At 56.8% G+C, this 21,218-nt stretch carries 15 protein-coding genes and 1 pseudogene; 7 read left to right on the top strand and 9 right to left on the bottom strand.

Annotation, left to right across the window (positions count from 1 at the left end; genetic code table 11):
• Window positions 1-4: 4 nt before the first annotated feature.
• On the bottom strand, window positions 5-1,468 hold the full coding sequence (locus HOC_RS18550; protein WP_206741614.1) for a TonB-dependent receptor: 1,464 nt from the start codon (window positions 1,466-1,468) through the stop codon (window positions 5-7).
• Window positions 1,469-1,838: 370 nt separating this feature from the next.
• Between HOC_RS18550 and HOC_RS18545 the strand changes: the two genes are divergently transcribed.
• The 3 genes from HOC_RS18545 to HOC_RS18535 all read left to right on the top strand — a co-directional run bounded on the left by HOC_RS18545 (window position 1,839) and on the right by HOC_RS18535 (window position 5,369).
• Complete coding sequence (locus tag HOC_RS18545; RefSeq protein ID WP_051625098.1) at window positions 1,839-2,720, top strand: GDSL-type esterase/lipase family protein; 882 nt, start codon at window positions 1,839-1,841, stop codon at window positions 2,718-2,720.
• A gap of 55 nt (window positions 2,721-2,775) precedes the next feature.
• Entirely contained in the window at window positions 2,776-4,050 is a 1,275-nt protein-coding gene (locus HOC_RS18540; RefSeq protein ID WP_051625097.1) for an SGNH/GDSL hydrolase family protein, read from the top strand.
• A gap of 302 nt (window positions 4,051-4,352) precedes the next feature.
• Window positions 4,353-5,369 carry a LacI family DNA-binding transcriptional regulator gene (locus tag HOC_RS18535; RefSeq protein WP_035541315.1) on the top strand — a complete coding sequence of 339 codons (1,017 nt, stop codon included), beginning with the start codon at window positions 4,353-4,355 and terminating at the stop codon, window positions 5,367-5,369.
• A 17-nt stretch (window positions 5,370-5,386) separates the two neighbouring features.
• On the opposite strand, the gene HOC_RS18530 is transcribed toward HOC_RS18535, so the two are convergent.
• The 4 genes from HOC_RS18530 to HOC_RS18515 all read right to left on the bottom strand — a co-directional run bounded on the left by HOC_RS18530 (window position 5,387) and on the right by HOC_RS18515 (window position 9,556).
• Complete coding sequence (locus tag HOC_RS18530; protein WP_035541314.1) at window positions 5,387-6,514, bottom strand: glycoside hydrolase family protein; 1,128 nt, start codon at window positions 6,512-6,514, stop codon at window positions 5,387-5,389.
• A gap of 158 nt (window positions 6,515-6,672) precedes the next feature.
• Window positions 6,673-7,734: an alpha/beta hydrolase gene (locus tag HOC_RS18525; RefSeq protein ID WP_051625096.1), complete on the bottom strand. Its 1,062-nt coding sequence runs from the start codon at window positions 7,732-7,734 to the stop codon at window positions 6,673-6,675.
• Window positions 7,735-7,772: 38 nt separating this feature from the next.
• Window positions 7,773-8,657 carry an alpha/beta hydrolase gene (locus HOC_RS18520; protein WP_051625095.1) on the bottom strand — a complete coding sequence of 295 codons (885 nt, stop codon included), beginning with the start codon at window positions 8,655-8,657 and terminating at the stop codon, window positions 7,773-7,775.
• On the bottom strand, window positions 8,654-9,556 hold the full coding sequence (locus HOC_RS18515; protein WP_035541313.1) for an ROK family protein: 903 nt from the start codon (window positions 9,554-9,556) through the stop codon (window positions 8,654-8,656). Before HOC_RS18515 ends, HOC_RS18520 begins: the two co-directional genes overlap by 4 nt.
• A 134-nt stretch (window positions 9,557-9,690) precedes the next feature.
• On the opposite strand from HOC_RS18515, the gene HOC_RS18510 reads away from it, so the two are divergent.
• Together HOC_RS18510 and HOC_RS18505 are read left to right on the top strand one after the other, a co-directional pair.
• Window positions 9,691-11,067, top strand: coding sequence for an MFS transporter (locus tag HOC_RS18510; RefSeq protein ID WP_051625093.1), 1,377 nt, complete (start codon window positions 9,691-9,693; stop codon window positions 11,065-11,067).
• A gap of 38 nt (window positions 11,068-11,105) precedes the next feature.
• Entirely contained in the window at window positions 11,106-12,254 is a 1,149-nt protein-coding gene (locus HOC_RS18505) for an alpha/beta hydrolase fold domain-containing protein (RefSeq protein ID WP_035541310.1), read from the top strand.
• A 306-nt stretch (window positions 12,255-12,560) separates the two neighbouring features.
• Here the strand turns inward: HOC_RS18505 and HOC_RS18500 are convergent, their stop codons facing one another.
• Entirely contained in the window at window positions 12,561-13,904 is a 1,344-nt protein-coding gene (locus HOC_RS18500) for a neutral/alkaline non-lysosomal ceramidase N-terminal domain-containing protein (protein WP_206741613.1), read from the bottom strand.
• Between the two features lie 352 nt (window positions 13,905-14,256).
• Here HOC_RS18500 and HOC_RS18495 point away from each other — a divergent pair, with 352 nt between their 5' ends.
• Together HOC_RS18495 and HOC_RS21935 are read left to right on the top strand one after the other, a co-directional pair.
• A complete protein-coding gene (locus HOC_RS18495) occupies window positions 14,257-16,371 on the top strand; it encodes a TonB-dependent receptor (protein ID WP_035541317.1) in 2,115 nt (704 codons plus the stop codon).
• Window positions 16,372-17,007: 636 nt separating this feature from the next.
• Window positions 17,008-18,227: pseudogene (locus tag HOC_RS21935) on the top strand (IS3 family transposase).
• A gap of 201 nt (window positions 18,228-18,428) precedes the next feature.
• Here the strand turns inward: HOC_RS21935 and HOC_RS18480 are convergent.
• The 3 genes from HOC_RS18480 to HOC_RS18470 all read right to left on the bottom strand — a co-directional run.
• Window positions 18,429-19,154 (bottom strand): hypothetical protein, encoded by a 726-nt coding sequence (locus HOC_RS18480; RefSeq protein WP_156950544.1) that lies wholly within the window; start codon window positions 19,152-19,154, stop codon window positions 18,429-18,431.
• A gap of 237 nt (window positions 19,155-19,391) precedes the next feature.
• Window positions 19,392-20,243: a phosphatase PAP2 family protein gene (locus HOC_RS21550; protein ID WP_051625092.1), complete on the bottom strand. Its 852-nt coding sequence runs from the start codon at window positions 20,241-20,243 to the stop codon at window positions 19,392-19,394.
• 391 nt (window positions 20,244-20,634) lie between these two features.
• Window positions 20,635-21,218: efflux RND transporter permease subunit (locus HOC_RS18470; RefSeq protein ID WP_035541307.1), on the bottom strand; the 584-nt coding region annotated here is incomplete at its 5' end.

The raw sequence follows: 21,218 nt of genomic DNA, 5'->3' as shown, positions 1-21,218 counted from the left end.
TCAGTTACACCACGCGCTGGGACACGATCCTGCGGAAGCCGGTTCCCGCATTGAAGAAGACCGTCCAGTCTTCTGTCGGGTAATAAGCAAGGTTCACACGCCACGTCGTGGCGTCGAGATTAGCCTTGCTGTTGGCAGGCACACCGTTGGAGACGGATTCAGACGTCCGCGTGTCCTGATAATACCGAAGCCCGACCAGTGGCACGAGCTTGCCACCAAACAGGTCATAGCTGATTTCCGAGAACACCGAGCTGTTCTCTGTTTTTGTGAGGGTGGTGCCATCAAGTGAAAGTGACGGGAAGTCGAGGTTGAATATGTAGAGCCCCTCGGCCTTCTGATAATAGAGCCCGCCGACCCAGTGGAAGGGACCATCGCCGTTCGTGGCGAGGCGGAATTCGTTCACAAAGCTGTCGGAATTGCCACCATTTTTCAGAACGCCCGTGCCAAGCGGTGGGCCCAAGCCAAGACCGGTGCTGAAGCCACCCGGCAGGGATTCCTGATAGCTGGTCGCGTTTGTCAGCGTGAAATTGCTAAAATCATAGTTGATCGTGTTGGAGTAGAATCGCGCTTTGCGCTTGTCATAGCCATTCACATCGCCCTGGTTTGCCGCATATGGCGGATCAACAGATGCGAAGACAGACAAGAAGTCTTGGTCCGTCGAGAATTCCCAGGCGCGAAGTCGCACAGAAAGGTCATCGGTCGGTTGCCAGAGCAGCACGGCCTGGAGGTTCTTGGCCGTGATATCGTTTGCATCGGTTAGACGTGGTTTGCCCACTGGACCATCCGAATACACATCCACATAACCGGCCTGATAATCATAGCCGCCGCTGAGGCGCAGGCCCAGTTTATCCTTGATCAAAGGAACGGAAACGGCCGCCGAAACCCTGTAGTTCGGATCGCTTGCATCCGCCGTCGACGACAGGGACGCTTCGCCTTCTGTAGTGAACTCGCTCATGTCGGGATTCTTGGTGCGATAGATGATCGCGCCGCCCATTGAACCTTGCCCGTAAAGCGTGCCCTGCGGCCCGCGCAGCACCTCGACGCGCTCAATATCAAAGTACTGAAGCGGCGGAGCAGTCTGGTTATTTGGCACGCCAAAAGGCGTATCATCCAGGTAATAGCCTACCATGCCATCACCGACAGGACCGCCAGCTCCCGTTCCACGGAATGCGAAGATACGATAGCCGGCGCCAATCTGCTGCACCTGCGATGCCCCAGGAATCAACTCGATCAGGTCTGCGCCTTCACGGATGTTCCTGTTCGTCAGTGATTCACCGCTGAACGCTTGAATGGCAAACGGCACGTCTTCCAGTGCCTGCGCGCCGGTCTTAGTGGCAGTCACGACGATTGTGGCCTCGCGGCGCACACTATCGTCCGCTGTTGCGGGTGCTTCATCCTGCGCAAAGGCTGGCGTGACAGCAATGACGGCCATAGCCGATAGCACAAGCGCACTGCTGGCGGACTTCAAGCCTCCAATTGCTGTGGATTTACGGAAAATATCTTTTGTCGATGCCGAATAATCTCGGCAAGCATAATCAGTGCGCATGGCCTGCTCCTCTCCCTGTCGCTCGATTTTTTATCCAATCGATTGTATAATTCTTTATCACCGCGCTTGAAGCATCGCAATCCACTCAATCAAAAATTTGGAGACTGTTGCTGTTCGAACAAAATCGGTCGCATACATCGCACTTGAACCGATTGCATCACTATAATACAATCGATTGTCCGCATCGATCATACCGGTGTTGTTAGCCATACAAACACTTGATGACGAACATTGCGTATTCGGTATCGTCATGCCCATCTCAAAACAAAATACGCATTGAAGGGAATTCGAAGTGAAAAACTATCCGCTTGTCCGCTTGCCAAATGCCCTGGTTCTTTCAGTCGCCCTTGCCGCACTACACTTCACTGCAAACGCTCAACCGGAGCCGGCAGACGCAGCGCCGCCGTGCCAGACGGAAGATCCGACCGTGACAACTTTCATGGCGGGCGTCGTTCATGACCTTCTCGATCCGGCGAGCAACTTTACCCACCAGTCGATTATGGGCGCGCCGGAACTGGGCACGCTACAGGAGGGCGAGAAGTATCGCCAGAAAAACGACTGGGCCTACGTCTGCAAATACAAGGCGGCCAACGCGGCTCTTTCCGGCGGACCAGCGCCGAGAACCGTATTCATGGGCGACTCGATTACCGAATTCTGGACCGTCGGAGATGCCGACCTCTTTACCGACGGCGTGATTGGCCGCGGGATTAGTGGCCAGACGAGCACACAGATGGTCGCCCGCTTTTGGCAGGACGTGGTCACCCTTCATCCCACAGCGGTCCATATAATGGCCGGCACGAATGATCTTGCCGAAAACACGGGTTTTGTGCGCGACGAGGACTACAAAGCGAATATTCGCGCCATGGCCGCCATGGCGCAAAGCCAGGACATTGTCGTTATCCTCGCCAGTATCCCCCCTGCGAAGTCCTTTGGCTGGCGCGCGGACATCCAGCCTGTAGAGCGCATCGGCTCGCTCAATGAGTGGCTCAAGGACTATGCCGAAGAGATCGGCGCCGTCTATGTGGACTATTACGCCAATCTGGTTGGCGACGAGGGCGAGATGAAGGGCGACTATACACATGACGGCGTGCACCCCCAACGTCTTGGGTACGCTGCGATGCATGACGATGCCGTCGTCGCGATTCAAAAAGCCGTCGATAAGGCCGGAAACTAGCGCCTGCCCCTGACCACCGATCCGCAGCGCCGACCGATTTCAAAGGATGTCCCTCATGCTCAGTACCCCTATTTGCGCCGCAGTCAGATATACGCTGCTCGCAACGGGTATTCTTGTTGCTGCCGCCTGCACGACCATACAGGACACGCAACAGCCAGCGACCGCCCGCCCCAATTGGGTCGCCACCTGGACAAGCAGCCCCTCGACGCCAATCCCGCCCGAGATCCTGCCCCCGGGCGTCACCACGCCGCAACTTGAGGGAAACCTCCGCTATCTCATGCGTGTCAGCGCGGGAGGCAACTCGGTACGCATCGCATTGTCCGGTGGCCCGAGCGTGCCAAAGCTTGCCATTGACGGCGCCACCATCGCGCTGACTGACGCCACGGGCATCATGCCCGAAACGATGCAAAAGCTTTCATTCAACGATCAAGTCGGTGTCTCGCTGCTTTCCGGCGGAACGGTCTGGAGTGACCCAGTGGCACTGCCTGTCGCCTCGGGCAATGTACTCGCAGTCAGCGTCCACCTGGTGGGTCCCGTTAGCCCGCCCCAGGCTGACAAGCAGCTGGTCGTCAGCATGCTGCCAGGCGATGACAGAACAGCCGAGATAGTTCTCGAAGGCGCCGAGACCATTGTGGCGCGCCCCCTCGTAACGGCCATACTCGTCGACAATCCGAGCGTGAACCGCGTTATCGTTGCTTTTGGCGATTCCATTACCGACGGCAATGGCAGCGCAGATCCGCTGACGCGCGGTTGGCCAGACTACCTTGCAGCACGTTTCCGGGCGGAAGGCTTGCAAAATATTGCGATTGCCAACCAGGGAATTGGCGGCAACCGTCTGCTCGAAGAAGGCGTACTTGGAGAAAGCGCGCTCACGCGATTCGATCGCGATGCACTGTCAGTTCCCGGCGTAACCCACATCATCCTGATGGAGGGCATCAATGACATCGGCCTCAGCGGGTTCACCCTGAATGGTATGTCCGACTCATACCGAACCCTCGGCACACACGACATCATTGCAGCGTACTCACAACTGATCAGCAGAGCGCACGCGCGCGGCGTCACAATTATCGGCGCCACACTCACGCCTGATCTGGGCTCCCCCCTTCCCGGCTACGCCACGGAAGGAAAGGAAGTGATCAGGCAGGAAGTCAACGACTGGATCCGTAACAGCGCCGCTTTCGACGCCGTCATCGACTTCGACGCAATCGTGCGCGACCCGGATAACGAAGGCCGTCTGGCGAGAGCATATAATTCAGGCGACTCAATCCACCCCTCGGACGCTGGCTACCGCGCCATGGCAGACGCCATCGACCTAGATCTCTTCCGGTAAAACAACGTACCGTCTGAACGTCCGACCCTACCCTCCCGATATAGGGGGGCGAGTTCCAGCCGAGCAGCACCGACGTGCCCGAGCATGCAAAAAAGCACACTAAAGGCTGCTGGGCAGAAGGCCGCGAGCGCACTGACCGTGATCATATGGCCGCCCACGCTACATCCGATTCGTCGGCCGCGACGCCACGCTTCCTTGCATCGCGGGAAATGCCCCGTATGGTTTTACAATATTCTTGTATTTCTCGGAGTGGTCGATAAGAGATACCCGGCGTGGGCAGGCGCGACTTTGGAGCAAAATCAATGAACAAGCGCGTAACCATGAGCGAGCTGGCGAAGCAGGCCCAGGTTGATATTTCGACAGTATCGCGCGCGCTGGCTGACAGCCCTCTCGTGAAACAAAAGACCAAAGACCACATTATGAAACTAGCCGATGAGCTCGGTTATGTGGTCAATGCCTCAGCACAAAGCCTGCGGCGTCAGTCCAGCAATATGCTCGGAATCGTTATCCCGATTGATGCCAAATCCGAGCAGACAATTTCGGATCCGTTCTACCTCGAAATGGTGGGCGCCGTGTCCAACGCCGCCGCGCGCGCAGGCTATGATCTTGTTATCAGCCTTCCACAATCTGAAAGCCAAATTGCCGAGCGCCGCCTCCTCCAGACGGGCCGTGCCGATGGCCTTATCGTGATCGGACAGGCCGGCCGTTCGGATCGATTGAACGAAGCCAGCGACCTTCGCAAGAATGTCGTCGTCTGGGGCGGCCGATTTGCACACAACCGCTACACCTTTGTCGGGAGCGACAACGAAAAAGGTGGTCGTCTGGCCGCTGAGCACCTCTTCTCCGTCGGCCGACGCCGCATCCTTTTTCTCGGCGACGTTTCGCTTCCGGAAGTCCAACTGCGCTATGACGGCTTTGCCGCAGTCCACACCAAAGCTCGCAGGTCCCATGACAAGCGCCTTATCCTTCCCGTCAACTTTGGCGGTAGGAAAGCCTACAAAGCTGTGATCGAATTTGCGAAATCAGGCGTCGAATTCGATGCGATTTTCGCAGCATCGGATGTTCTGGCCATGGCCGCCATCCACGCTCTTCATTCGGTCAAGTTGAGTGTGCCGAACGACGTCAGCGTCATGGGCTATGACAATATCGGCCAGTCCGCACTATCAACGCCAGCGCTGACCACAATCAATCAGAACATTGCGCAAGGCGGAGAGCTCTTGGTCTCCCTCCTCCTGAAAAAGATAAACGGAGAGCGCGTCAGGTCACGCCTTACGAATACTGAACTGGTCGTCCGTCAGTCCAGCGTTCCAAATAGGTAAGGCATCGCCCACCCTGGCTAAAACCCGTCAGCCATGCTTCTTCCCAATAGTGTCGCCAGCCGCTCCTGCTCTGGGAGCACCACAGTCTTGACCGGCGCAAATGTCAGCTGCAGTGAGGAATCCGCCATTTCAGTATAGGGAGCGATCAGTCTGAGCTGACCGGCGGCAAAGTCGACGTCCATTACGCTGGCGCCAAACAGATGCTCGATATCCGGTACGACACTCGTCGTCCCGCGATATGCGATCCACGGACCGCGAAGCTTGTCGCTGACATACAAGCGCTGATCTTTAACAATTTCATCATCAGGCTGATCTTCGGAGATACGATTGCAGGCAGAAATAATGAGCCAGTATTTCTGGTTGCTGTCGTCGAAATAGACCTTCGGCACCTCGGCTTGCGTAAACGCATCCCCATCAGGCAACAGCATCGGCGGAAATAGCTCGTCAACGACGAAGCCACCGCCCTCATTCCGGCGCAGGCTCGCATGTGCCACAGCAGGTTGCAAGGCCCCCGCCTTGGCGGCCCAGAGCGCATGAATGCTGCCTTCATGTCTGAAAAGGAAAGGGTCACGCCAGGCCAGGATGGGACCGCCGGATTCACCGCAATTTGCACCGAGCATTTCGCGTTCACCGAGGAAGTAACCGGCCGCACGAATGGAGTCGTAATCCCGCAAAGGATCGGACACAGCTGCCAGTGGCAAGCGGGACACGTCGCCCGGATCGGCGCCTTCTGCGATGCAAATTGTCTGGAGAAACCGCCGGTCCTTCGACACACTTGGCAAGCCCGTATAAGCGAACAGAAATGTGCCATCGCTGTCTATGTGGGTAGACCCGCTCCATACATTATCGCTCAGGGTCGCATTTGGCTCCGACGTGGATTGCACGACAGCACCCCGGTCACGCCATGATTCACCTGCATCTTCGCTTTCAAAATGCCGGATATGGAATTTGAAATCGTTTCTCTGGGCTGGAGATGTTGGACGCCCCTCTGAATCCTTTCGGGCAAAAGCCAGGCAATACAGGTGGTACCTGCCCTCAGACTTGCACGTCCATGAATCCCACAGCCACAGCTCGGGGTGCGCGATACCGTGTGTAAAGCGCGTTGACGATGCCTCGGGGACATTCACAATTACTTTCGATCTCATACGATCCTTCGTCCCCGGACTGGTACGCGTCCTATCAGGCATTGACGTTTCGATTGTTTGTTTATCGCATTATACAATCGATTGCTATATTCATTCGTCGCGTCTGACACGATGCGCAATGGCTTGGCTTATTGCGAAGAGAGCGTCACGACGGCTGGCTAAAAAGCGCGCCGGAAGGCCGCCATCTTTGCAGCATCGAAACGCTTCGAAACTGCCGCTTCGGCTCCCACACGATCAAACCCGTGGAAGGCTCCCGGAACCACCAGCAACTCGGTCGGGACACCAGAATCGATGAGGCGGTTCGCATACTGGATGTCCTCCGATACGAACAAGTCGAGTGCACCGACGCTGATAAATGCGGGCGGCAGTCCGTTAAGATCGGCAATGCGCGCCGGCACACCGGCTGCCGGAACACTCGCGCTTCCAGCCTCCTGCCCCAGGAATGACGTCCAGCCATAGCCGTTGGACTTAGCATCCCAACCAATCGCACCAATGAAGGGTGGTACGGAACGCGTGCTGCCCGTCCGGTCGTCAAGCATCGGATATATCAGCGCCTGAAGGACAATAGGCACTTCACCACGATCACGCGCTGCAATCGCGAGCAAGGCCGCATGCGTTCCGCCGGCGCTTTCACCCAGCAGGGCAATACGCGACCTGTCCACGCCGATCGCGTCGGCATTTCTGTAGAGCCAGAGCAGACCCGCATAATTGTCCTCTACCGACCCGGTATATTTGGTTTCGGGCGCAAGACGGTATTCAACCGTTACGACCACACAATCGAGCTCGCGTGCCATCGCCTGAAGGTAAGGCACATCCCCTTTCGCAGACCCGAGAATGTGACCACCACCGTGTGTATGAAGGATGGCAGGACGCGCCGTCTCGCCCCCGCCATTTACCACGTAAACGGTCACATCCGCCATGCCAGATGCGCCAGGAACCTGCCGCTCGACCACCGGCACATCGGGCAAGAAAGGTCGCACAAAAGAAGCGCCACGCTCACGCGATGCTTGCAGGGTCGCGTCCGAAAACCCGCCGCCCTTGGACGACATCTCCAGAATTCTTCCTGCGGCTTCGCGCAGCTCCGGGTCGACCATACTCAGATCATTGCTGGCGATCGCTTCGGGCGCCGAGGCGCACGCTCCGATCGAGCCAGCCGCAAGCGTGCCAAGCAAGGTAATGCCGCCCAGCATGGCGAACTGTCGTCTGTTGAAATCAACCATCCTCTACGTCTCCTCTATATTTTTTCTGTATTTGCGCATCACGCTGCGCTTTCTGGCTTGGTATTTTTCCGGTCGAGCCAGTCACAATAGAGCCCCAGCCACTGCCTCACCGGCAGGTGCGGTGGCCCGAGACCAAATCCGTGACCACCCTCTTCAAACAGATGTAGCTCTGCTGGACGACCAGCAGCCTGCATGGCCCTGATCATGACAAGACTGTTCTCCGATGGAACGTCAGCATCATCGAGTGCATGCACAAAAAACCCGGGCGGTGTATTTGCCGAAACATGTCCCGCAGGCGAGTGCAGCGCGACCATGCTCTCCGAAGGATTGTCGCCAAGAAGGCTTTGCGTCGACAACGCGTTCCCGATCTGCTTCTCATGCGAAATCACAGGGTAAATAAGCCCCATCGAGCTTAGAGACGGCGTATCTGTCGCCCCATCCCCCGGCCGCGTGGCAAGTGACGCAGCGAGGTGTCCGCCAGCGGAAAAGCCGATGACATGCACTTGAGTCACGTCCGTCCCAAGCGTCGCCGACATCTCGCCAATAAGGGCCAAAGCGCACCGCGCATCTTGAAGTGCCACCTCAGACGGCTGACCCCACCCTTCAGATGGTAAACGGTGGACAAGCACAAAAACAGTATAACCTTCGGCGGTCATTGACCGGGCAATATCAACGCCCTCATTGGCAATGGACACAAACGTATAGGCCCCGCCGGGAATAATCAGAAGGCTCCGTCCGTTAGCGCGCTCCGGACGGAAAAGACGCATATAAGGCTGCGCGATATTCCGTAGCTGGGTTTGCGGCCAGCCAGAAGGAAGCGCCTGCGCAGCGAATGCGCCGCCTGGCACGCCGTCAGGCCACAGCAAAATTTTCTCCCCCTTGGCCCAAGTCTCAAGCGCCAGCCGCTCAGCAGAATCTGTCATTGGCTCACCAAGCTCTGCAAGGCCAACTTGGCGCCGCCCAGCAATCCGGCATTGTCGCCAAGCCCAGGCAGAACAATCAGCTGCGCGACAGCATCTGTCGGCATGTAGAGATAGCCGTTCAGCATGGCGGCATACTGTTCGCGAATGTGATCAATCAGCCCGGGCGCAAGCAACAAGCCACCGCCCAGAACGATCTTTTCAGGCCTCAGTGTCAGGGTCAGCGAGATGCACGCCTGCGCAAGATAGCAGGCCACGATTTCCCAGCCGGGATGATCCGGCGCCATCAGTTCGGGCGGACCAAACCGCGCCTCCACCGCAGGCGCGCTCGTCAGCCCCTCCAGGCAGTCGCCATGGAAGCTGCAGGACCCTCCGTAGATATCATCCCGATGCCGCGTCACACGGATATGGCCGAATTCCGGATGGCTCGGCCGGCCAAGAAAGTCGCCATTGGCGAATATTCCCGCGCCTATTCCCGTTCCAACGGTCACGTAAACGGCGCTCTTCGCGCCGCGGGCCGCGCCCCAGGCCATTTCAGCCCCCAGCGCGCCGTTCACATCTGTATCGACACTAACAGGCAGCCCTGTCCTGTCGGCCAGCTCATTCCTGACATTGAATCCGCTCCAGCCAGCCTTTGGCGTATTCAGGATGGAGCCATAGTTAGCAGACTGAGGATCAATATCGAGTGGACCAAAACAGGCAATCCCAATACCCTCGGGCGGCTGGCCGGCCTTGGCACAGCGCACAAAGAAATCAGAACAGGCGTCCATCGTGTCTTCAGGCCTTGCCGTGACAAAGCGTTCAGACCTCAGTATTTCGCCTTCGGCCGTGGAGATACAGCATTTGAATGTGGTTCCGCCGCCATCCACGCCGCCGACCAAAAGACCATTTTGTTTAGACATTTGCGCACTCCCGAGCTTAAAATTCCCACGGTCGGCGCAAAAAAGCAATCGATTGTTGTATGACGCAAACATGCCTCGTATAAGCAAGTCTGATCCTGATGATCTCATAAAAATTTCAGGGCTGGGAGGCCAAAATGGTTCAGTCTACAGGCACCGCGCCCGCACATGAGCGGGTCACACCCCGGCCGCACGTAAGCGTCCTGCGCATACTGGAAATGAACCTCGGCTTCCTCGGCCTGCAGTTCAGCTTCGGTCTGCAGCAAGGCAACATGAGCCCGATCTATTCCTATCTCGGGGCAAATGAAGCAGCGCTTCCCATTCTGACGCTAGCCGGCCCGATGACAGGCCTGATTGTTCAGCCCATCATCGGCGCATTGAGCGACAAGACCAAATCGCGATGGGGTCGACGCACCCCGTATTTCATCTTCGGCGCCATTCTGTGCTCGCTAGGCCTGTTCTTCATGCCGCTCAGCTCATCGATCCTCATGGCGGCCAGCCTGCTTTGGATCCTTGATGCCGGCAACAATATAACAATGGAACCTTACAGGGCTTATGTCAGCGACCGGCTTGAACCCGAGCAGCGACAACTCGGCTTCCTGACACAAAGTGCGTTCACTGGGCTGGCACAGATGCTGGCCTTCCTGTCCCCGTCCTTCATGGTCTACGTGCTTGGCATGAACATGAACGCCATCGACAGCCACAACATTCCATATGTTACACGCTATGCCTTTATGATCGGCGCATTTCTCTCACTCACAACGATCCTCTGGTCCATTCTCCGCGTTCCGGAACTGCCCCTGACGCCTCAGGAAGAGGCCGCCATTGATGCCAAGCCGAAAGGCTTCCTCCCGGTCTTCGCGGAGATCTGGCAGGCGATCATCGAAATGCCAATTGCGATGCGCAAACTTGCTCTGATGAGTCTGTTCCAGTGGTATGCCATGGCCGCTTACTGGGCCTATGTCGTCTACTCGATCGGGCATTCGGTTTACGGTACGTCTGATGCTGTTTCGGATGGTTTCCGCTCAGCGGTTCTTGCGAATGGCGAAATGGCAGCCTTCTATAACGGGCTGGGCTTCGTTCTGGCCTTCGCCATGGTCCCGCTCGCAAAAAGGCTTGGCGCACATCGCATTCACGCCCTCTGTCTCATCCTGGCGGGCATCGGCATGTTTAGTCTGCCCTTCGCTTCGGAGAAGTGGATGCTGTTCATTCCGGCCATCGGCATAGGCATCGGCTGGGCGTCCATCATGGGCAATCCCTACATCATCCTCTCGAATGCCATCCCGCCAGATCGCACGGGCGTCTACATGGGCATCTTCAACATGATGATCGTGATCCCGATGCTGCTGCTCGCGGCCACCCTGCCCTTCTACTACGAACCGCTGCTGGGCGGTGACGCGCGCAATGTACTGCGCCTTTGCGGCGTCTGCATGTTCTGCGCTGCCGCTGCCGTCTGGTGGGTCAAAACCGAAGTCGCTACCGCTGACGGCGCCGCGATGGCAGCAGACCAATGAAGCTCGACAATCTCACAATGACGCCAGGAAGAAGAGAAATGGATATACAGCCAAACTCCCAACGAAAACCCGGACGTCTCGCAGTCGCCTGCGCGATGGCCCTTTCTGTTTTCGCCATTGCGGCCTGCGCCAGCGCGCCAGCACCGGAGACCACACCGCCTACCGCCGCTAAAGTCGTCGTTAAGCCGGATGGCACAGTGCTGGTACCGGCCATGTCCGTGCCGGTGTCTGACTATCTCAGCCCCGAGGGCAAGGCATACCTAACCGACCACCTGACCGCGATGCAAAATCCGGAAATGATCAAGGAAGTCGAAGAAATCGGCGCACCCATGTTTCTGAAAACCTACATGGACCGGCAGGCAGAGCTCTATCCCTTTAGCAAGACCGATACCAGTATGGGCGGTGTTCACGTTTATGATTACACCCCCGTTGGTGGCGTCTCCGATGCGCAAAAAGACCGCGTATTGATCGATCTACATGGCGGCGGCTTCATAACCTGCTGGCCTGCTTGCGCGGAACTTGAGTCCGTTCCGCTGGCGTCGCTTGGTGGCTTCCGTGTCGTTGCCGTGGACTATCGCCAGGCGCCCGAATACAAGTTTCCGGCCGCCAGCGAAGATGTCGCCAAGGTCTATACCGAGCTTTTGAAAACCTATGCGCCGGAAAATATCGGCATCTACGGGTGCTCCGCCGGTGGCATGCTGACCGGCATGTCCATGGCTTGGTTCCAGGCCCATGACCTGCCTATGCCCGGCGCCATCGGCATCTATTGCGCCGGCGCCGCTCCACCCGTGAAAGGCTTTGGTGGTGATGCCAACTATACTGCCACAGCCATCGGTGAAGGACGCTTCATGGCTCCGCCGACAGAGGAGCCCGCCTCCGACAAACCGGCACGCTCACTCATGCCCTATCTGTCAGAAGCCGACCCCTATGATCCGCTTGTTGCTCCGACAGAGTCCGATGAAATCCTTTCCCGCTTCCCGCCGACCCAAATCATTACAGGCACGCGCGGGTTCGAAATGAGCGCAGCTGTCTACACGCACAGCCGTCTTGTGAAGCTCGGCGTCGAAGCCGACCTCCATGTCTGGGAAGGCATGTTTCACGGCTTCTTCTACAATCCGGACGTCCCGGAATCTCGCGACGCCTACAAGGTAATGATCGACTTCTTCAACAGCCATCTTGGCAGATAAGACGATCCATCTGGGATGATCCGGCTCATAGTACATGACCGGACCAGACGGAGGTCTAATTCGGACACCCCACCACCGAAGAAGACTTCCTCCTCTAAGCCTCGGGGCGCCGCGCGACAGCATGGCGCCCCTTTTTTATCTGTCCGTATGGACGCCTCATACTGGCAAGCCTTGGCCGAGTGCCCGCAGGCCACTTCCTCGCCGCATCGCCCCAAAGAAAAGAGCGCGCACCTGCCTATGCAGATGCGCGCCCTGAATGTATCGCATAGACGGCTCAACTGAGCCGACGTAAAGCCGCGTCTGCCTCTATTCGACCTCGTCAATGAGGTCGACAAGGCCTTCCGCAATGGCTGTCTCGGCACACCCTGGCTTCAGGCGCGAGGAAACAACTTCGAACGTGTACTGCCCATAAGCCGCGTCATTCGGAATGTACCCCGATTTGGCTGTGCCATTTGTCAGGGTCGTCATCATCGTGTGCTTGTAGGGGGACAGTTGCTTGAAGCGCTGGGCAATGGTTGTAAAGACCTCACCATTCACGCCGCCAATCACAGTATCGCCGATCTTCAGCAGGCTCAGCTGGATGTCGACAGGATCTGCATCTTCATATTGGCCAGCATAGCCTGCGCGGCCCTTGTCGAGGCGTACGCGGCCCGGGCAGGACACCGTCTTGCGCATACCGCGAATGGTCGCGTCAGAAACGGGCCGCTCAAGCGAGCGGCGCATCACGTGAAGCACTTCTTCGCCGAGCATCTGGCCCATCGAAAGATTCATCTGCTTCTGCTGCTCCATCAGTTTCGCAACTTCCGGGTTGCCGCGATCCATACCCTGACCACCCCGCGGCATGCCATTGCTGATGTCCTCACCGCGTGCGGCGTAGTCATCAATGCGGATCGCCCGCAGATCATAGGTTTGTTGGAAATAGATGGGGTTCTGGTCACCGGCTGCGCCGTTCGAATAGACAGCCACCACATCCTTGCCCAGCGAGTCCTCAATATAGGCTGATGCGGCACCGGGCAGGTCCCCGCTGATGAGGTCCAGGTTGCCCGTCAGAACGGCATGAACGCCATAATTGTAGTAGACCGCGATCGGCGCACCCTTCGGCGTTTCAAACCTGACAACAGCCACCGTTTTGTCGGTCGGCCCGTCATAATTGGGGCCTTCCCACCAGCGATGCGTCTCCGGATCAATGATGTTGCGGTTCACATTGATGTAGGAAACGCCCGTTCCATAGGCCATCTGGGCTGGCTGCAGCGCGGCGGCAGCATCCTTAACGGACTGGTAGATCAGCTCGACATAGGCATCACCCTTTCTGCCAAACGGCACGCTGTGCGTGTGGGTGGCCGTCAGCATCATCTGGTCCACGGGTATGCTAAGCTCTTTCGCGGCACGTTCGCTGACGGCTTTCCAGATGTCGGTGGAAATTCCACCCGTATCGACCGTGATGAATGCTGCACGGTTACCGTCGTTCTCAACAACTATGGCGCGGGCATAAATCGGATCGAGCACGCCTAGAAAATTCTCGGGCAGTGGCGACGGCGTGATATCGACCTTGGCGGCCCCCACCTGCAGTGGTCCGGCATGGGCCGCCATCGGCGCAGCAAGGCAAAGTGCGCCCGCGATTGCAGGTGCCCGCCAGGTAGCAAGACTCACACTGCATCGCGCCAGCAGCTTTTGCGCTGGCTCAAATAGATTTCGATTCATGAATTGTATGACCATTGGCAATCTCCCTTACAGCCGCCTTAATTATTGCAACCGTTTGTATTCCCATAGGCCGAGACCTGCTGCCACACAAGCCCTGCTGAGATACACGCAAGGCCGAAGGACTCTCTGAGAGCCAGCTACGCAAGCCGATTTCACCGTCGGCTCAGCCAGTTGTGTATTTCAGCAACGCTCTCTCAAAAATATTTTTTCGGCCCTCTTGCACTCTTGGATTATCCGTGAACTAGGAGTATGCAATCGTTTGGACTATCAGAAGAATACTAGACCCTTAGGGATGGACAAAATGCTGCGTACACGTAACACAACCGCATTGTCATTGGTGATCGCGATCTCCATGGCAAGCAGCTCTGCCTATGCTCAGGCAAGCACTTCCGAGCCGGAGGACAAGGACTACGAACTCGACACAGTCGTCGTCACGGCCTCTAAAACCGGCGCCCAGGAACTGCAGAGCGTACCGCTTGCCGTTCAGGCATTCAGCGGCGAAGACCTCAAGGTCCGCAATATCAATACGATCGACGATCTCATCTCAACCGTTCCGGGCGCCTATGAAGGCCAGCGCCAGTCAGTCGCATCGCGCTCCTACAATCTGCGCGGCGCCGGTGGCAGCAACGCGAACGGCGATTCCCCGATCGGCTATTATCTCGACGATGTCCCATTCATCGTAACGAACTTCGGCATCGCGCCACCTGTCCGCTTCCTCGACATGGAACGTGTCGAAGTCCTGCGCGGTCCGCAAGGCACGCTTTACGGGCAAGGCTCGTCCGGCGGTGTGTTCATCTTCCACACGAAAGATCCGAACCTCAGCGACATGGAATGGAGCGCTGAACTCGAAGCCTCGCAAACCAAGGACGCCGTGGGCGACAATTTCGGCGCAGCGGCGGCGGTCTCCGTTCCAATCATCAAAGACAAGCTGGCAATTCGCATCAGCGGCGGCACATCCGATAACCCGGGCTGGGCCGACGAATATTTCGGCCCCTATGACGGCACGCCGGATGCAACCGGCGTAAACGGCTCCAAGAATGACGATGTCCGCGTTGTGGCGCTGGCCAAGCCGACTGACAACATCACGCTGCGCGCCCAGTACTGGCACTTCCAGCCACGCCAGGACTTCCTCGGCAACATGGCATCGGTCGAACCGGCCTATTATGCCAACACGGCAGGCCAGCCCAGCTATGGCAACGGCGACTTCAAACTGCTGAGCTTCACGGCCGATATTGATTTTGAGAACTTCTCGATCACAAGCGCGACAAGCGACCTGACAGGCAATTTCGGGATCTATATCCCGATCGCGCCGCAGGGCTTCTTCTCCAGCCAGTTCTATCCTGAAATGTTCGCGCAGGAGGTTCGCGCCAACTCGACCGGCGCTGGCCCACTGCACTGGCTGATCGGCGCGTCCTACCAGGACGGCGAAGGCCCTCAGGCAAACACGCTTGAGCGCCCAGGCCTGATGATCAATGCCGACAATAACACGATCACGAAGAACCACGCCATTTTCGGCGAGGTCAGCTATGATCTGTTTGATGGCAAGCTCGTCCCACTTGTCGGTCTTCGTCAGTATCACGACAAACGCACGTTTGAAGATGCAACAAGCTCGCTGGAGACCGAGAAGGACGTGACCACGTGGCGCGTAAACCTGTCCTACCTGCCGACGGACGACCTGACCATGTTCGTGACCGCGTCGACGGGTTTCCGTGCTGGTATCGTGCAGTCGCAGGTACAGGTGGAATCACTCCAGCTGGCCGGCGTGCCTGCACAGGTCGGCCTGGAGCCGGAAACGTCGCAGAACTACGAGTTTGGCCTGAAATGGCGTACGCCTGATCGGAACCTTACATTTGGGCTGAACCTCTATCAGACCGAATATACCGATCTGCAAACCAGCACGCCGGGCGCCATCGACGGCGTCAACGGCTTCTCAAACTTCGGCGACGGTACGTCGAAAGGTATCGACCTTGAAGTTCACTGGGATACGCCGATTGAAGGCCTAAGCCTGAATGCTGTCGGTAACTTCAATGATTCGAAGTTTGATCGCGTTGATGCTGCCGTGCAGGCCGCGCTTCCACTGTTCAAGCCGGGCTCACGACTGGTCAACACGATTGAGTCCAACTACCGGATTGATGCCGCCTACACGCGGGACATCACGGCGAACATCGAAGGCTTCGGTAATATCGGCTACAGCCGCAATGGCGACCGTCTCCAGTCGAACGGCGCGATCGCTGATCCGTACAGCCTGGCGAACATGACACTCGGCATGCGCACTGAAACCTATGAGCTTTCACTGTTCGGCACCAACTTGACCGATGAACGCGGTCCGACTTTTGTCGGCAACGATGGTGTTCCGGCCGGCGCTGGTCCCAACCCGCGCACAGTTGGCGTCCGCCTGCGCCTGTTCTCCCAATAGTCCTCCCAGACTCTCTCCCGGCCCTCGTAAGGGGCCGGGAGCCCTCTATTGGGCAATCGCAATCGAGAGCCCCATCAGCATTACGCGCCCCCCAGGCGGCATCTGTAAATACAGTCCGCGCCGGATCGAGACACGCAGTCTCTCCAGCAAGCGACATCCCTGACAGACTTATATTATGGTGAGCGCTCTAGCGACCTCCAGGCGCGCCTTGAGCTGATCTTCAGGTGACATGTGAGGGTCGGTTCCCCGCCGCCGCTGAGGGCGCACACAGTGCTGCTGAGCGCGATGCATATTGGTGACAAACAAAAATCCCCGCCTTCCCGAAGCGAAACGCTAGGAAGGCGGGAATTTTTTGTCAGTAATATCAAGAAAATGGCGCGAGTGACGTGCCACAATCCATATATTTTATCCAATTGTTTCAGATACTTACGTGATGGAAAATCGATTCTCGGTCCTCAGTTTGGTTTGGTTTTGGTCCACAGTTTTTCGACCGCGTGAGGTCGACGCTGGTTCACAGCGTCGACCTTTGAACTAGCACAATTTTGCTCAAAAACCAGTTTCAGTAGGAAGTGGTCTGCATCCCAAAAAGTGGTCCGGTATTTGAGTTGGTTCCGGCTTCAGATATGGAGCTGAGACATGGGCAAGAGAGCCAAGCCTGAAGAGATCATTGCGAAGCTGCGGGAAGTGCAGGTTCGCCTCGCGCGTGGAGAAACGACAGCGGCTGCGGCGCGCGCTGTCGGCGTTACCGAGCAGACCTACTATCGCTGGCGCAGGGAGTACGGTGGCCTGCAGGTCGGTCAGGCCAAGCGGATGAAGGAAATGGAGAAGGAGAACGCCCGGTTTCGGCGGGCCGTTTCAGACCTCACACTCGATAACCAGATCCTCCAGGAAGTCGTGCGGGGAGCCGCAGATAGGCGCAGCCAAAGTTTTAAGCCCTTCACGACGCCGGGATGCGGTCGATCACGTTGTGGAAGAGCTTGGTGTCTCAGAGCGCCGAGCCTGCCGCGTGATCGGCCAGCACCGCTCGACCCAGCGCTAGCCAGGAGCGCCGCGCGGCGATGAAGGCAGGCTGACCGAGGCGGTCATCCATCTGGCCGAACGGTTCGGTCGGTATGGGTATCCCAGGATCACCGCCTTGCTCCGCGCCGATGGATGGCATGTGAATGAAGAGTGGGTCTATCGCATCTGGCGACGTCATTTGAGGATTAGAAATCGGTCAAGGATCGATTTCCCGAAAAAGGGCTCAAAGTACCAATGAAACAACCGAATCGCAGTCGCCTCTGGCTAAATGACGGCTCCTGCGTGCGGCTACGGCCAACGCACAAAGGTCATGTCTGGTCCTATGAGTTGGCTTCGCCTGCCTTCGGCTCGTCCAGGACCGCACCCATGATGGCAAGGTCTTCAGGATGCTGTGCGTGATCGACGAGTTCACCCGGGAATGCCTTGCGATCAGTGTCGCGCGCAGACTGAACTCGCGAGACGTGCTTGATACGCTGGGCGAGTTGTTCGTGCAGCATGGAGCGCAGGAGCACATACGTTCCGACAATGGTCCGGAGTTTATCGCCACCGCTTTAAGAGACTGGCTCGGCCGTATCGGCATGAAGACCCTCTACATAACGCCAGCAAGTCCATGGGAAAACGGCTACTGCGAGAGCTTCAACTCCAACCTCCGTGACGAACTTCTGGCGAGGGAAATCTTCTATGATCTGCGCGAGGCAAAGGTCCTCATCGAGGCCTGGAGACAGCACTGCAACACGGTACGTCCGCACTCATCGCTCGGCTACAAACCACCGACGCCAAAAGCTGTCTTGCCCTCGGCGTTTATACCGCCTTACTATGGAGGTGTGTCAGCATGAACGCCGCTACGTGGAAACCGCCGGACTAATAAAACGCGCGGACCACCTCGAAGGGGCAGGCTAGGTCGCTTAAGTTACAAAAGACCTACTCATAAGATACTGGTTAGCAAGGTCGCCCAATATTGATGACATGATCGGCAGGGTGGTCGATTTCATCATAGTCACCTTGAGTTTTGGTGCAGGTGGCTAGGTGTATTGTCCCTAGTGGGATTGGAAATCAGATTCCAATGCGTCAACCGAATCAAGTTCAACAATCACAGCGGCAGATGCAGCAAGTGCATCTCGCTCAACCAGTGCGCTATCGAGTGCCGCAAGCTCATTCACAAATCTCATGCGAAGGTTTTCATTCCTGACTTGGCTCTCGACAACCGACCACTGCTCTTTAGCGTACGCCATTGCAGCGTCGGCATCCTCCCACCGGATCGGTACTGATTTCAAGTCTGCCTGTATCCTGAACCCCGCATAATCAAGGTAACTAATCGCAAGTGGAATTCGGGTATCTGGCGGAAATCTGGTTACGACGAGCTTGAACGCCTCGACAGCCGACAAAGCAATGTCAGCCCTTTCGTCCCGTTTCACGGCCTCGCGAATGGCAGTCATCTGCCCATCTAATTCTTTGGAACTATCCCCAGGCATGAGCCCGACAAGACCACGGGCTGTTTGTGATGCGTTGTCTACCAATATCGCCAATTGATCGGGAGTCGCCGTAAAAGCCTGTTCGCCCAAGGCTTCAAAAATTTCCGCCGAGTCGACTGCTTTTGACGGTGATGCAATTTCGGGGTGAGTAACCGTATTTGTCGGATCTGTGCCTGGGGCAGCTACGTGAGATGTCGCTGGGGTTTGCGCAGGGCTGCCACACGCCGTTACGAGCGCCAATGCTGTGAGTGCCGAGAAACCATACCGTATCCTGAGGACATTATGTGTCATAAAGCTTTCCAATCAAGTGGGCGCTAACTGCGCGGTATTCGATTAGAGATATGTATACAGTTCTGATCTCGCGGATATGTCACCCACTATACAGATTTGTATGTTGCTGGCATGGCGAAGCAGAAGCCCTGTGGCATCAGCGAATTTGTAGCAGTCTCAAGCGCACACGTGTCCCCTTCGCTCGCGAATCTCCCTCCCGAATCCAGTCGACGCCACTTTTCTTTGTGGTTACTTACGTCAAGTCTGGTGTTCGAATAGCCCGATTTGAAACAGGGTAAGTTGGTCATAAAGCGCATCGGCAGGATTTTCTGAACCGTGATCAACCCGCTGAGTCACCGGACGTTTGGTTAAATAGAAGCGAGACTCAGTTTCGAAACCAAAATAGACATGGCTCGCCCATACAAGACTGGCCAGGATCATTGCAGCCGTTGTTGCCGTTCGCATTCTTTTAAACGCGAAGCGTTGAGGTAATACGTGTTCGATCAAAACTAGGATTGTTGCCCCCAGCAATGCGCCGCCGATAACATCTGTCGGCCAGTGGGCTCCCAGATATATTCGCGACAGTCCTACCAGCACAATCAAACCCGCCAAGAGTGCGACCATGAACATACGAAGTGGTCCAGACCAGGTCCGCGCAACGATAAGGACCAGAACGCCAAGAATCACAGTTGAGTTGGTCATATGCCCGCTCGGAAAGCTATACGCGTCGACGCCCGAATACAGGTCCTGAATTGGTCGAGCGCGGTGAACGATTATCTTTATTGTGCTCACTAGAAGTGACGTTCCAAGAAAAGTGCTCACGCACAAGAGCGCGGGTCGAAAGGCGCTTGCTGCCATCAAAACACCCGCGATGATGATAGCGATCGCAATAAGGGATGCGCTGTCAGCTAATTGGGTGAATGAGATCATTGCTCGATCTAATAAAGGCGTGTGAAACGATTGGGCAGCTTGGCTAATTGCGCGATCAATTTCCGCAATCTGAGGCAGAGTCACTACGGCAATCGCAAGGACAGTGAATACTGCACCGAGCAACAAGACCAAAAACCTATGGTCGACCAAACGGAACCAGCGCCTGCCCTGCTCAATCATCACTCACAGCATCACCTCGAAGTTCGCCGAATATCAAGGCACGCAGCCAGTCGGGCACTATTCTCTGAATTCTTGGATGGTGTTCTAGTGTTCGCGCGATCCACGCGCGCCCTGATGCTGAATTGCGCGCAACCAGCGCAGTGCCTGTGAGCGCAACCGTAAGACCGATCGGCACCATCGGAAAAGGTGTCAGAATGCCTATCGGAATTCCGATCAGTATCAGAACTATGCCGAACCCGGCGAGCCCGGCCCGTAATATGCTCACAAGTGTTGCTGCGCGGTGTCGTGAGGATGCAGTGCCTTCCGGATCAGTCACGACGTCTCCTGCGCTCGCGGTTTGACTTGCTACAGCTCAGAATGCATTGCCTGAGGTGATGGGTTGAGGCGGTGCTCATGATTTTGCAGGACGCATGGTTCTTTTTTTCGGTGTGAGTGCCGCATGCATCACCGGCCCGCCTATTAGTACCAAGGGGGCACCGACTATGAGTCCACAGATGATGGCGACGGCCATCGGAGCCAACAATGCCGACCCCTCACCGATCTTGAGAGCCAGTGGCGCAAGAGCAAGTATGGCAATCAGGGCAGACATAAGGATCGGCCTCAACCTGGCGCGCCCGGCGTCTATGCGGTGCTTTGATCCAACCTCGCCTTCGGGCAGTTCAGCAAAATAGAACACACCAAGTTCCGCAATGATGCCGATGACCATCGTTAGCCCCATCATGGCCGCGATGTTCATTTCCGTCCCTGTCAAAACCAGTCCCGCTAAAACGCCCGGTATAGTCAGTCCCACTACGCCCAGGACAGATATCGCCTGCGACATATCCCTGAATAGGAAGACAAGGAGAAGGCCCGACAGGATGAAGGCGGCGCCGAATACAGTGATGAGATCACGGAACGACTTTTGCTGTTCTGCGAATAGTCCACCAAATTCGTATCTGACATCCGCGGGCAAGGCGACGGCCTTCATCGCCTTGG

Source organism: Hyphomonas oceanitis SCH89, from assembly GCF_000685295.1.
Classification (GTDB): domain Bacteria; phylum Pseudomonadota; class Alphaproteobacteria; order Caulobacterales; family Hyphomonadaceae; genus Hyphomonas; species Hyphomonas oceanitis.
Note: the sequence above shows the minus strand (reverse complement) of the source record. Positions and strands in the feature narration are given on the sequence as shown.

Bases quoted from the DNA above. Each gene is read 5' to 3' on its own strand.
- HOC_RS18525 (WP_051625096.1), bottom strand. From the start codon at position 7,734: ATGGTTGATTTCAACAGACGACAGTTCGCCATGCTGGGCGGCATTACC.
- HOC_RS18530 (WP_035541314.1), bottom strand. From the start codon at position 6,514: ATGAGATCGAAAGTAATTGTGAATGTCCCCGAGGCATCGTCAACGCGC.
- HOC_RS18505 (WP_035541310.1), top strand. From the start codon at position 11,106: ATGGATATACAGCCAAACTCCCAACGAAAACCCGGACGTCTCGCAGTC.
- HOC_RS18480 (WP_156950544.1), bottom strand. From the start codon at position 19,154: ATGACACATAATGTCCTCAGGATACGGTATGGTTTCTCGGCACTCACA.
- HOC_RS18515 (WP_035541313.1), bottom strand. From the start codon at position 9,556: ATGTCTAAACAAAATGGTCTTTTGGTCGGCGGCGTGGATGGCGGCGGA.
- HOC_RS18495 (WP_035541317.1), top strand. From the start codon at position 14,257: ATGCTGCGTACACGTAACACAACCGCATTGTCATTGGTGATCGCGATC.
- HOC_RS18540 (WP_051625097.1), top strand. From the start codon at position 2,776: ATGCTCAGTACCCCTATTTGCGCCGCAGTCAGATATACGCTGCTCGCA.
- HOC_RS18520 (WP_051625095.1), bottom strand. From the start codon at position 8,657: ATGACAGATTCTGCTGAGCGGCTGGCGCTTGAGACTTGGGCCAAGGGG.
- HOC_RS18535 (WP_035541315.1), top strand. From the start codon at position 4,353: ATGAACAAGCGCGTAACCATGAGCGAGCTGGCGAAGCAGGCCCAGGTT.
- HOC_RS18510 (WP_051625093.1), top strand. From the start codon at position 9,691: ATGGTTCAGTCTACAGGCACCGCGCCCGCACATGAGCGGGTCACACCC.
- HOC_RS21550 (WP_051625092.1), bottom strand. From the start codon at position 20,243: ATGATTGAGCAGGGCAGGCGCTGGTTCCGTTTGGTCGACCATAGGTTT.